The following is a 12,150-nucleotide window of genomic DNA, read 5'->3' as shown; positions in this document are numbered from 1 at the left end:
GCGCCACCGCGGCCTCCGTCAGCCGAGTCGCCGGGTGAATGCCTCGTACGCCCGTTCGTCGAAGAGGACGAACCGGACCTCCTCGACGGTCGTGTCCGTGGCGCGGACCGTCTCGACCGCGATGCGGGCGCCGTCGTCCATCGGCCAGCCGTAGACGCCGGTGGAGACGGCCGGGAAGGCGACCGTGCGGGCGCCGAGTCCACCGGCCACCCTGAGTGATTCGCGGTAGCAGGAGGCGAGCAGTTCGGAGCGGTCCTCGGTGGAGGACCAGACCGGGCCGACGGTGTGGATCACCCAGCGGGCGTCCAGGTCACCGGCCGTGGTGGCGACCGCCTGGCCGGTGGGCAGGCCCTTGCCGTAGGGGGAGGCCCGGAGTTTCCGGCACTCCTCGAGGATCGTGGGGCCGCCGCGGCGGTGGATCGCGCCGTCGACGCCTCCGCCGCCCAGGAGGGAGGAGTTGGCCGCGTTGACGATCGCGTCGGCGGTCTGCCGGGTGATGTCGCCGCGCACGAGGGTGATGGTGGTCATGACTGCCGCAGCCTCCTCCACACGGCCTTGGCCGCGTTGTGCCCCGACATGCCGTGCACGCCGGGCCCCGGCGGGGTGGCCGACGAGCAGATGAAGACGGCCGGGTGCGGGGTGTGGTACGGGAACAGGGACAGTCTGGGCCGCAGCAGGAGCTGTAGCCCGGAGACCGCGCCGGAGGCGATGTCGCCGCCGACGTAGTTGGCGTTGCGGGCGGCCAGTTCGGGCGGGCCGGCGGTGGCGCGGGCAAGGACGCGGTCGCGGAAACCGGGGGCGAAGCGCTCCAGCTGGCGCTCTATGGCGTCCGTGAGGTCGCCGGTCCAGCCGTGCGGCACATGGCCGTACGCCCAGAAGACCTGTTTGCCCTCGGGGGCCCGGGTGGGGTCGGCGACGCCGGGCTGCACGGTGATGAGGAACGGCGGGTCGGGTGCCCGGCCCTCCCGGAACACCGCGCGCAGGGCGGTGCCGATCTCCGCGCTGTTCGCGCCGATCTGCACCGTGCCGGCGCGGCGTGCCTCGGGCGCGGTCCACGGCACCGGGCCGTCCAGCGCGTAGTCGATCTTGAAGACGCCGGGGCCGTAGCGGTAGCGGTCGTAAGTGCGGCCGAAGCCGGCGATGCGGGCCAGCGCGGTGGGCGAGGTGTCGAAGACGTACGCGCGGGCGGGCGGCAGGTCGTCCAGGCGCTTGACCTCGTAGTCGGTGTGCACGGTGCCGCCGAGGTCCTCGAGGTAGGCGGCGAGGGCGTCGGAGATGGACTGGGAGCCGCCGCGGGCCACGGGCCAGCCGCGGGCGTGCGCGGACAGCGCGAAGACCAGGCCGATGGCGCCGGTGGCGAAGCCGTCGAGGGGGGCCATGACGTGGGCGACGAGACCGGCGAAGAGGGTCTTGGCGCGCTCGTCGCGGAAGCGGCGCATCAGCCAGGTGGAGGGCGGCAGCCCGGCCAGGCCGAACCGGGCGAGGGTGACGGGGTCACGGGGCAGCGCGGTGAGCGGCAGCGACATGAAGTCGCGGGCCAGGGTGTCCCACCGGCTGAGGAACGGCTCGACCAGCCTGCGGTACGCGCCCGCGTCGCGCGGCCCGAAGGAGGCGGCCGTCTCGGCGACGGACCGGGCCAGCACGGCGGCCGTGCCGTCCGGGAAGGGGTGCGCCATGGGCAGGTCGGGTTGCAGCCATTGCAGGCCGTACCGCTCCAGGGGCATCGCACGGAAGGCGGGCGAGTTGATGCCGAGGGGGTGGGCCGCGGAGCAGGGGTCGTGGCGGAAGCCGGGCAGGGTGAGCTCTTCGGTACGGGCTCCCCCACCCACGGTGTCGCGGGCCTCGAAGAGGGCGACGGAGAAGCCGCGGCGGGCCAGCTCCACGGCGGCCGTCAGGCCGTTCGGTCCCGCACCCACCACGACCGCATCGAGCATCGACGGCACCTTGGGACCCCTTCGTCAGCCGATGGCCACTCGGCCTCAGCATATGCCGGGGCACCGACAGTGCCCGGCGCGGGTGGGTTCGGCCGGGTGACGGGGCGGTCAGGCCGAGGTGCGCAGCACTTCCACCACGCGGCGGGCCGTGGCCGTGTCCCGGGCGGCGGTGAAGGGCAGGGCGTTGCCGCCCGTGATGCGGAACGGCTCGCCCGCGAGCGTGCGGTGGTCGCCGCCCGCCTCCTCGACCAGCAGCAGGCCTGCCGCGTGGTCCCAGGCCGCCTCCCAGGAGAAGGCGGTCGCGTCCAACTCGCCGCGGGCGAGGGCCAGGTACTCCAGGCCCGCCGAGCCGCACGGGCGCGGGGCCACGCCCGGGGTCCACAGGCCGAGCAGGGCGCGCTTCTGCTCGTCCGTGGTGTAGTCCGGGTGGGAGGTGGCGACACGCAGGTCCCGGCCGGGGTCGGGGGTGCCGGCGTGCAGCGGCTCGCCGTCCAGGAAGGCGCCCTTGCCCCGTGCGGCGGTGGCCAGTTGGTCGAGGGCGGGTGCGTAGGTCCAGGAGGCGAGTGTGACGCCTCGGTGGGCGAGCGCGACCAGTGTGCAGAAGCCGTCCTCGCCGTGCACGAACTGCCGGGTGCCGTCGACGGGGTCGACGATCCAGACCGGCGCGTCGCCCTGGATCGCCTCGTACGTCGCCGGGTTGGCGTGCACCGCCTCCTCGCCCACGACGACGGAGCCGGGCAGCAGCGCGCCGAGCCTGTCCGTGAGGTACAGCTCCGCCAGGCGGTCGGCGTCGGTGACCAGGTCGTGCGGTCCGCTCTTCTGGTCGACCTCGTGCGCGGCGAGCCGGCGGAAGCGGGGCAGGATCTCGGCGGCCGCCGCCTTGCGGATCGCCTCCTCCACGTCGGCCGCGTGGCGGGTGAGGAACGTGTCGAGAAACTCGTCGATGGTTTCCGTGTGTCCGATCATGCCTCCATGAGAGCACGTGGCACTGACAATCCCCGCCGGGTTGGTGGACGCCGGGTGGAATCGGGTTGAAGAAGCGGGGTGTCACCTTGCGGAAGAGGCGGTGTCACCGCCCCACCGCATACCCCTGCATTCCCCGCGGATTGGCCGCCGCCGACAGGATCCCGCTCTCCGGATCCCGGGCCACCGCGCACAGGCGGCCCTCCGACCAGGCGGGACCGACCGTGACGTCGTGGCCGCGGCGCCGGAGTTCCTCGACGGTCCCGGGGTCGAGGCGGGACTCGACGGTCACGCTGCCGGGGCGTCTGCCGCGGGGGTGGAAGGAGCTCGGGAAGCTGTCGTTGTGCCAGTTGGGGGCGTCGATGGCGCCTTGGAGGTCGAGGCCGCCGCGGACGGGGGCGCGCAGGGCGACGGCCAGGAAGAAGTGCAGCTGCCACTGGTCCTGCTGGTCGCCGCCGGGGGTGCCGAAGGCCATGACGGGCACGCCGTCGCGCAGCGCGAGGGAGGGGGTGAGGGTGGTGCGGGGGCGGCGGCCGGGGGTGAGGGTGTTCGGCAGGCCCTCCTCCAGCCAGGTCATCTGCAACCGGGTGCCGAGCGGGAAGCCGAGTTCGGGGACGACCGGGTTGGACTGGAGCCAGCCGCCGCTGGGCGTGGCGGCGATCATGTTTCCCCAGCGGTCGACGACGTCGAGGTGGCAGGTGTCGCCGCGGGTGCCGCCGTGGGCGGTGATCCCGGGCTCGCCCGGGATCTTCATCACGGTGGGCTCGCCGACGCCCAGCGGGTCGAATCCGGGTTCCGCGTCGGCCGTCACGCGCGCGTGGACGGGCAGCCGGGGCGCCCGCCCGCCGGGGCTGCCGGGCCGCAGCTCGTACGAGGCCTCCGGACCGACGAGCCGTCGCCGCTCGGCGTTGTACGCCTGCGACAGCAGCGTGCCGAGCGGCACCTCTGCCGCGTCGCCGTACCAGGCCTCCCGGTCGGCCATGGCGAGTTTGCAGCCCTCGACGAGCAGGTGGACGTAGTCGGCGGAGCCGTACGGGGGCAGCCCGGGCGGAAGCAGGGCGAGCTGCTGGAGGAGGGCGGGGCCCTGGCTCCAGGGGCCGGCCTTGCACACGGTCCAGCCGTTCCAGTCGTACGTCACCGGCGCCTCGTAGCTCGCGGACCACCCGGCGAGGTCGGCGGCGGTGAGCGTTCCGGTGTGCCACCCGCCGCCGGCGTCCAGGGTGGGCCGGGCGGCCTGCCGGACGAGCGCCTCGGCGATGAAGCCCGTGCGCCACACCTCGCGCGCGGCCTCGATGCGCGCCTCGCGGTCCCCGGCCCCTGCGGTCTCGGCGAGCAGCCGTTTCCAGGTGGCGGCGAGCGCGGGGTTGCGCAGCAGCTCGCCGGTCCGGGGTACCCGGCCGCCGGGGAGGTACAGCTCCGCCGAGGAGGTCCACTCCGTCTCGAACAGCTCCCGTACGGTCTCCACGGTGGCGACGACGTTCTCCACGGGCGCGTGCCCGTGCTCGGCGTATCCGACGGCGTACTTCAGGACGTCGTCGAGGGACTTGGTGCCGTGGTCGCGCAGGAGCAGCATCCAGGCGTCGAACGCGCCGGGGACGGCCGCCGCGAGCGGTCCCGTACCGGGTACGAGATCCAGACCGAGACCCCTGTAGTGGGCGGCCGTCGCCCCGGCCGGCGCCACGCCCTGCCCGCACAGCACGCGGACCTCGCCGCCTGCCGGGGCGAGCAGGATCGGCACCTCGCCGGCGGGTCCGTTGAGGTGCGGCTCGACGACGTGGAGCACGAAGGCGCCCGCCACGGCCGCGTCGTAGGCGTTGCCGCCGTCCTCCAGCACGGCCATCGCCGTCTGCGAGGCCAGCCAGTGCGTGGACGACACCATGCCGAAGGTGCCCTGGAGGGTGGGCCGGGTGGTGAACATACGGCGCAGGCTATCGAGTTGCCCCGCGAGGTCGTCTGGACGCAGAACTTCGAATGTTTCGGAGCCATCGCTTCGTATTTCGATCTACAGGCCGCCGCATGGCAACGTCCCAGGAAACGGCACTGATCAACGACTCCTTTCCCACGCGAACATTTCGAAATATTCACCGAAACTATTGACGCTCGGCAGGGGCAGACCAACACTGGCGCCGTTGTCAGAGAGGAGGAAGCACGTATGCGCACACTCAGGAGTGCCTGGGCCCTCGCGCTGGCCGTCGTGGCCGCGCTGGTCCTCGCCGGCACCGCACGTGCCGACACGGTGATCACTTCGAACCAGACCGGCACCAACAACGGCTACTTCTACTCGTTCTGGACCGACGGCGGCGGATCGACCTCCATGAACCTGGGCTCCGGCGGCAGCTACAGCACCTCATGGAGCAACAGCGGGAACTTCGTCGCCGGCAAGGGCTGGGCCACCGGCGCGCGCCGGACGGTGAACTACTCGGGCAGCTTCAACCCGTCCGGCAACGCGTACCTGTCCCTCTACGGCTGGACGACCAACCCGCTGGTGGAGTACTACGTCGTCGACAACTGGGGCACCTACCGGCCCACCGGCACGTACAAGGGCACCGTCACCACCGACGGCGGCACGTACGACATCTACGAGACGACGCGGTACAACGCCCCCTCCATCGAGGGCACGCGGACCTTCAACCAGTACTGGAGCGTCCGGCAGTCGAAGCGGACCGGCGGCACCATCACCGCGGCCAGCCACTTCGACGCCTGGGCCCGCTACGGGATGAACCTGGGGACCTTCAACTACCAGATCCTCGCCACCGAGGGATACCAGAGCAGCGGCAACTCCAGCATCACGCTGAGCGACGCCGGTTCCGGCGGCGGGTCGGGTGGCGGTGGCGGCAGTGGCTGCACGGCGACCCCGTCCGCGGGCACGGCGTGGAGCGACCGCTACAACCTCAACGTCGCCGTCAGCGGCTCGGGCAACTGGACGGTCACGATGAACGTCCCGTCACCCGAGAAGATCATCGCCACCTGGAACATCAACGCCACCTACCCCAGCAGCCAGCTACTGACCGCCACACCCAACGGCAACGGCAACAACTGGGGCGTGACGATCCAGACCAACGGCACCTGGACCTGGCCGACGGTCTCCTGTAGCGGCGGTTAGCGCCGTTCCTGTCGGCCGCGTGCCGTGACCAGGCCCGACTCGTAGGCGAACACAACGAGTTGGGCCCGGTCGCGGGCGCCGAGCTTCGTCATGGCCCGGCTGACGTGGGTCTTGGCGGTGAAGGGGCTGACGACCATGTGGGCGGCGATCTCCTCGTTGGTCAGGCCGCGGGCCGCGAGGGCGGTGACCTCGCGTTCGCGCGGGGTGAGGCAGTCCAGGGCGGGCGGTGTGGCCCGGTCGGGGGGCCGGGCGGCGAACTCACCGATCAGGGTGCGGGTGACGGACGGGGAGAGGAGAGCCTCGCCGCGGGCGACGACCTCGATGGCCTGGAGGAGGTCGGCGGGCTCGGTGTCCTTGAGGAGGAAGCCGCTGGCGCCCGCGCGCAGCGCCTCGAAGACGTAACTGTCGAGGCCGTAGTTGGTGAGGATGACCACGCGGACGGCCGAAAGGGCGGGGTCGGCGGCGATCCGGCGGGTCGCCTCGATGCCCGTCATGACCGGCATCTGCACGTCGACGAGAGCGATGTCGGGGACGCGCGCGCGGACGAGTTCCAGTCCCTGGGCGCCGTCCGCCGCCTCGCCCACCACCTCGATGCCGTCCTCGGCGTCGAGGAGGGCGCGGAATCCGGCGCGCATCAGCGCCTGGTCGTCGACGAGGGCCACGGTGATCACGCCGTCTCCCCCGGCGACTCCAGGGGCAGTCGGGCATGTACCGAGAAGCCGCCCTCCGCGCGCGGGGCGGCACGCAGGGTGCCGCCGAGGGCGGTGACGCGTTCGCGCATACCGGTGAGGCCGGTGCCGGGCTCCGGCGGGCGGGCCGGATCGGCGATGCCTTCGTCGTCCACCCGGACCGTCAACTCCCTGTCCCCGTAGTCGAGTCCGACGCGTATTTTGGCTTCTCCGGCGTGCCGCGCCGCGTTGGTGAGGGCCTCCTGGACGATGCGGTAGACGGCCCGGTCGACGGCCGCGGCGAGCGGGCGTTCGGTGCCGGTCACGGTCAGGTCGACGGCGAGGCCGGCCGCGCGGGCGCGCTCCACGAGCAGCGCGGGCGTGCCGGTGGGTTCGTCGCTGCGCAGCACCTCCAGCGTGGCGCGCAGTTCACGCATCGCCTCGCCGCTGGCCTCCTGGATGGCGAGCAGGGCGGGCGGCACCTCCTCGCCGCGTTTGCGGGCCAGGTGGACGGCGACGCCCGCCTGGAGCTTGACGATGGAGATGCTGTGGGTGAGGGAGTCGTGCAACTCCCGGGCGATGCGCAGCCGTTCCTCACCCGCGCGGCGCAGCGCGACCTCTTCCCTGGTCCGCTCCGCCTCCACCGCGCGCTGTTCCGTCTGGCGCAGATACGCCTGCCAGTTGCGGTCGGCCAGCCCGGTGACCACCGCGCACAGGAACCAGCCCGCGAGCAGCGCGCCCTTCTCGACGGCCTCCTGCGTCGTCGGGGCCGTCGCGACGGACGCCGCCAGGAAGGCACCGCCCGCCGCGGCCGCGTAGCCCCGGTGTCCGGCGCGGGCCGCCGTGTGCACCGCGGCGAGGACGGGCAGGGCGGACGGAGCTCCCGGGCGGGCGTGCAGGACGTAGGCCGAGCCGCTCGCCGTGGCGACCGCCAGAACGGCCAGAGGGGCCGTGCGGTAGAACGCCAGCGCGCCCGAACTCAGGGCGACGAGCGCGTAGTCGACGGGCCGCGTGTCCGGGTCGAAGGCGGCCGTGGCCACGACGATGGCGCCGACGACGACCGCCAGGGCCGCGTCGGCGAGCCGCCTGCGTGTGACGAAGTGCCCGCTCATGCACGCACAGTAGACGGTCGCACCGACGACGGCGTCAGACCCGTGGACGGCTCCCGGGCTACTCCCCACGGAGTAGCCCGGCGCCGCGCCGGGCCCGGCGTCGTAGGCCCGAGTGCCTTCGCCCGTACGACGACCGCGCCCGCCCCGGCCGCGCATGCTGCTGCGCATGCCCACACCGTTCCGTCACACACAGCCGCCGTCGCCCAAGTCGGCCACCGGCCGGGTCGCCGAGGTCTACCGGCAGATCGCGGACGACTTCGGCATCGACCGGCCACCGACCTTCGTGGTCCTGTCCTCCGCACCCGAACTCCTCGCTCCCACATGGGCGTTGATGCGTGAGTCACTGATCGCGGGACCCGGCAGCCGCACCGGCAAGGAACTCGCGGCCTATGGAGTGTCGCTCGCCAACAAGTGCCCGTTCTGCCTGGACGCGCACACCGTCCTGCTGCACGCCACCGGTGACCACGCCCTGGCCGAGCAACTCGCCCGGGACGAGGACCCGAAGACCCCGGAGCACGCCCGCCTGCTCGACTGGGGCCTCGCCACCCGTGTCCCGGGCGCCGGCCTGCGGCCGTACCCCTTTCCGGACGACCACGCCCCCGGCTACCTGGGCACCGCCCTCGCCTTCCACTTCATCAACCGCGTCGTCTCCGCGCTGCTGACCGAGCAGCTCCTGCCGGGCGGTGCCCAGCGCTTCCGGGCCGTACGCAGCCTCGCGGGCCGCTCACTGAGCCGTACCGTGCGCCGCGATGCCGCGCCCGGAGCGGCCCTGCCCCTGCTCGCGAACACCGGCCCCGGCCCGGACTGGGCGGCGGCGACGCCCGTCGGCCCCGCCTACGCGGCCCTGCGAACGGCGGCACAGGCAGGCGCCGGCCTCCTCGACCCGCACGAGCGGGACCTCGTACGGCAGACCGTGGAGGACTGGGACGGATCGCACCCGCCGGCCGTGCTCCGCGGCTTCCCGCACCGCCGTGAGCGGCCCGGGGCCCGCCTGGCGCTGCTGGCCGCTCTCGCGCCGTACCGCATCACGGACGAGGACGTGGCCGCCTGGCGCGGGCCCGAGTACACCGACCGCTGCCTGGTCCGTCTCGTCGCGTACGGCGCCTTCGCGGCCGTGGACCGGATCGAGAGCGCTCTCGCCCCGCACACCGTCCAGGAGAGGTCATGACCACAGTCGCCGACTCCCGCCAGGCGCAGGCCTGGAACGGCGCCGTCGGGGCCCACTGGGCCGCCCACCAGGAGCGCTACGACGCGCTGCTGGCCGACGTCAACGACGCGCTGTTCGCGGCGGCCGCCATCGCGTCCTGCGACCGTGTCCTCGACGTCGGCTGCGGCGCCGGGGCCACGACCCGGATCGCCGCCCGGCTCGCCTCGCGCGGGCACGCGGACGGCGTCGACATCTCGGCCCCGCTGCTGCGCAGGGCCCAGCGGCTGACGGCCGCCGAGAAGATCCCGAACGTCACGTACAGGGAGGCGGACGCACAGGTCCATCCGTTCCCGGCGTGCGGCTACGACGTGATCATCAGCCGGGGCGGCGTGATGTTCTTCGCGGACCCCGCGGCCGCCTTCCGCAATCTGGCGCGGGCGCTGATGCCGGGCGGCCGGCTGGCGTTCGTGTGCCCCCAGCCGGCCGGCCCGCGGACCGAGGAGGCGAAGGCCTTCCGTCTCTTCGGTGAACTCCTGGACCAACCCGATCCGGAGACCGCCGCCGCGCTCGCGGCCATGCCGTCCCTCTCCGGCCCGGACCGGATCCGGACGGTGCTGGAGGGCTGGGAGGACGTCGAGATCACACCGGTCACCGTGGAGACGGTGTGGGGCGAGGACGCGGCGGACGCGGTCGGCTTCGTCCTGTCCCGCACACCGGGCCGCACCGTGCCCGCCGGCACCCGCGCCGCCCTCGAGGAGTCCCTGCGCCCGTACGAGACTCCAGACGGCGTGCGGCTGCGCGGCGGGGTCTGGCTGGTGACCGCGAACCGCGCGCCGACTGCCCGTCAGCGGTGAGTCTCAGTGATCGCACAGGTACGGAGCGAGTTTTCGCTTCCGTCTCACAGGGACTCATGTGAGACTGGCGCCCCGCCCGCGGTGCGGACCCCCCATCCGCACAACCCTCCCCCACGAGAAGTGCGCCGTGCCCCCTCTTCCTCTGCCGCTCGCCCTGACCGCGCGCCTGTCGCCGGTGGCCGTACTGGCCACGGCCGGCTGGGCGCTGGCGTCCGGTCCGTTCGCCCCGGCGCCGACCGCCGGCCACCAGCCGGCCGCCCAGAAGACGGCCACCCAGTCGCCCTCGGCACCGTCGTCGACGGCCGCGTCGACGACGTACGCCGACGCGCCCGCGCCCTGCGGCAGCGTGACGGCGGCGACGGTCAAGTCGCTGGTGCCGGGCGCCAAGACGGCCGGCAAGGAGATCCCGTCCACCGACACCAAGCTGCGCCGCACCTGCTCCTGGAACGCGCTCAAGGGGTACGACTACCGCTGGCTCGACGTGTCCTTCGAGATAACCGACTCGGACCAGGCGGCACAGAAGGAGTACAAGGAGCGCACAACGGAGAAAAGCGGCGGAGGTGATGTTCCGGGCGTCGGTGACGCCGGGTACTCCGTGGTGAACCTGACCACCGAGGACAAGCAGCAGACGCGTGAGGGCACGGTGCTGGTACGCGTCTCCAACGCGCTGGTGGTGGTCACGTACAACGGCAGCGACTTCGAGACGAAGAAGGCGCCCGGTACGGACGAGATCAACAAGGGGGCCATCAAGGCCGCCAAGGACGCGGTACGGGCCCTGGAGGGCGGCAGGACCAGCTGACCGCCCTCCGGCCGCTCGTCAGACCACGGGGTCCGCGGTGGCGTCCTTCCGCCCGGTCAGCAGCGTCAGCGCCAGGTAGAGCACGAGCGAGGTGCCCAGGCCCACCGCCCAGCCGTAGTCGGCCAGCGAGGACAGCGCCGGGACGGGCCGGCCGTCGATCAGCGGCTTGAAGCTGGCGCCGCCCACGGCCAGCACACCGCCCGCCACGAAGGCGACGACCGCCCGCCAGTTCCAGCCGCCCTCGTACCAGTACCGGCCGCCCGTGCGGTAGAGGTCGGTGAGGTCCAGCCGGGTGCGGCGCAGGATCCAGTAGTCGGCGATGAGGATGCCGGCGACCGTGCCGAGCAGACCGCCGACCAGGCCGAGCCAGGTGAAGATGTAGCCCTGCGGGTCGGAGTACAGCTTCCACGGGAAGATCAGCACGCCGAGCACACAGGTGGCGAGGGCGCCGGTACGGAAACTGATCCTGCGGGGCGCGATGTTGGAGAAGTCGAAGGCCGGCGAGACCAGGTTGGCCGCGATGTTGACGGACAGGGTCGCCACCAGCACGGTCACCAGCGCGTACAGCAGACCCACCACGCTGTCGGTCTGCGCGGCCAGCTGCACCGGGTCCCAGATCGGCTTGCCGTACACCGCCTGCGAGCCCGAGGTCACCAGCACGGAGAGGAACGCGAAGAGGGTCATCGTGGTCGGCAGGCCGAGCGCCTGGCCCCAGGTCTGCGCCTTCTGGCTCTTTCCGTACCGGGTGAAGTCCGGGATGTTCAGGGACAGCGTGGACCAGAAACCGATCATGCCCATGAGGGAGGGCCAGAACAGCTTCCAGAAGTCGCCGCCCCAGCCCAGCTTGGACGGCTGGTCGAACAGCGGGCCGAGGCCGCCGGCCTTGTCGCTCATCCACCACAGCATCACGAAGGCGCCGACCAGCACGAAGGGCGCGGCCCAGTTCTCGAAGCGGCGGATCGTCTCCATGCCCCGGTAGATGATCGCGACCTGGATCGCCCAGAAGATCACGAACGACAGCCACATGGTCCAGGCGTAGCCGCCGATGTGCGAGGCGTTCGACCAGCTGTCGCCGATCAGCTTCCCGGCGAGGAAGTAGATGGCCTCGCCGCCGATCCAGGTCTGGATGCCGAACCAGCCGCAGGCCACCAACGCCCGTACCACGGCGGGCAGGTTGGCGCCGCGCACACCGAAGGAGGCGCGGGCGAAGACCGGGAAGGGGATGCCGTACTTGGGCCCGGCGTGCCCGGTGAGCAGCATCGGCACGAGCACGATCAGGTTGGCCAGGGCGATGGTGAACACCGCCTGCTTCCAGTCCATGCCCACGGCGATGAGCCCGGAGGCGAGGGTCCAGGAGGCCGTGTTGTGGGCCATGCCCACCCACAGCGCGGAGAAGTTGTAGGTGGTCCAGGTGCGTCCGGCCACCGGGACCGGGAGCAGGTCCTCGTTGGCGTAGGGGCCGCTGGGCTGCGGCGCACCGGGGGCGATCTCCACCCGGCCGTCGGCGAGGGTGACTTGGGAGGTCGGCGGTATGGCGGTGGGAGCGGTATCGGTCATGGGCAGGCCAATC

At 72.6% G+C, this 12,150-nt stretch carries 11 protein-coding genes; 4 read left to right on the top strand and 7 right to left on the bottom strand.

Annotation, left to right across the window (positions count from 1 at the left end):
* Positions 1-18: 18 nt before the first annotated feature.
* The 4 genes from ACWGJM_RS09515 to ACWGJM_RS09500 form a co-directional block, all read right to left on the bottom strand.
* A complete protein-coding gene (locus tag ACWGJM_RS09515) occupies positions 19-528 on the bottom strand; it encodes an O-acetyl-ADP-ribose deacetylase (RefSeq protein WP_453411077.1) in 510 nt (169 codons plus the stop codon).
* Positions 525-1,934: a phytoene desaturase family protein gene (locus tag ACWGJM_RS09510; RefSeq protein ID WP_453411076.1), complete on the bottom strand. Its 1,410-nt coding sequence runs from the start codon at positions 1,932-1,934 to the stop codon at positions 525-527. The genes ACWGJM_RS09515 and ACWGJM_RS09510 overlap by 4 nt, the downstream gene beginning before the upstream one ends.
* A 108-nt stretch (positions 1,935-2,042) precedes the next feature.
* Positions 2,043-2,900, bottom strand: coding sequence for an inositol monophosphatase family protein (locus ACWGJM_RS09505; RefSeq protein ID WP_453411075.1), 858 nt, complete (start codon positions 2,898-2,900; stop codon positions 2,043-2,045).
* Positions 2,901-3,003: 103 nt separating this feature from the next.
* On the bottom strand, positions 3,004-4,815 hold the full coding sequence (locus tag ACWGJM_RS09500; RefSeq protein WP_453411074.1) for a gamma-glutamyltransferase family protein: 1,812 nt from the start codon (positions 4,813-4,815) through the stop codon (positions 3,004-3,006).
* Positions 4,816-5,049: 234 nt separating this feature from the next.
* Here ACWGJM_RS09500 and ACWGJM_RS09495 point away from each other — a divergent pair, with 234 nt between their 5' ends.
* On the top strand, positions 5,050-6,000 hold the full coding sequence (locus tag ACWGJM_RS09495; RefSeq protein WP_453411073.1) for a glycoside hydrolase family 11 protein: 951 nt from the start codon (positions 5,050-5,052) through the stop codon (positions 5,998-6,000).
* On the opposite strand, the gene ACWGJM_RS09490 is transcribed toward ACWGJM_RS09495, so the two are convergent.
* Complete coding sequence (locus ACWGJM_RS09490) at positions 5,997-6,671, bottom strand: response regulator (protein ID WP_453411072.1); 675 nt, start codon at positions 6,669-6,671, stop codon at positions 5,997-5,999. The two genes, ACWGJM_RS09495 and ACWGJM_RS09490, sit on opposite strands and share 4 nt — an antisense overlap.
* Positions 6,668-7,780 carry a sensor histidine kinase gene (locus ACWGJM_RS09485; protein WP_453411071.1) on the bottom strand — a complete coding sequence of 371 codons (1,113 nt, stop codon included), beginning with the start codon at positions 7,778-7,780 and terminating at the stop codon, positions 6,668-6,670. Before ACWGJM_RS09485 ends, ACWGJM_RS09490 begins: the two co-directional genes overlap by 4 nt.
* Before the next feature lie 166 nt (positions 7,781-7,946).
* Between ACWGJM_RS09485 and ACWGJM_RS09480 the strand changes: the two genes are divergently transcribed.
* The 3 genes from ACWGJM_RS09480 (at position 7,947) to ACWGJM_RS09470 (ending at position 10,580) form a co-directional block, all read left to right on the top strand.
* On the top strand, positions 7,947-8,948 hold the full coding sequence (locus ACWGJM_RS09480) for a carboxymuconolactone decarboxylase family protein (protein WP_453411070.1): 1,002 nt from the start codon (positions 7,947-7,949) through the stop codon (positions 8,946-8,948).
* The gene (locus tag ACWGJM_RS09475) at positions 8,945-9,781 is read left to right on the top strand and encodes a class I SAM-dependent methyltransferase (RefSeq protein WP_453411069.1); all 837 of its coding nucleotides are present in this window, start codon (positions 8,945-8,947) and stop codon (positions 9,779-9,781) included. Before ACWGJM_RS09480 ends, ACWGJM_RS09475 begins: the two co-directional genes overlap by 4 nt.
* A gap of 127 nt (positions 9,782-9,908) precedes the next feature.
* Positions 9,909-10,580 carry a hypothetical protein gene (locus tag ACWGJM_RS09470; protein ID WP_453411068.1) on the top strand — a complete coding sequence of 224 codons (672 nt, stop codon included), beginning with the start codon at positions 9,909-9,911 and terminating at the stop codon, positions 10,578-10,580.
* Between the two features lie 18 nt (positions 10,581-10,598).
* On the opposite strand, the gene ACWGJM_RS09465 is transcribed toward ACWGJM_RS09470, so the two are convergent.
* Positions 10,599-12,137 carry an NCS1 family nucleobase:cation symporter-1 gene (locus ACWGJM_RS09465; RefSeq protein ID WP_453411067.1) on the bottom strand — a complete coding sequence of 513 codons (1,539 nt, stop codon included), beginning with the start codon at positions 12,135-12,137 and terminating at the stop codon, positions 10,599-10,601.
* Positions 12,138-12,150: the final 13 nt, after the last annotated feature.

Source organism: Streptomyces sp. NPDC054834, from assembly GCF_053611185.1.
The sequence above is the reverse complement of the archived record's forward strand: the minus strand, read 5'-3'. Positions and strand labels throughout refer to the sequence as shown.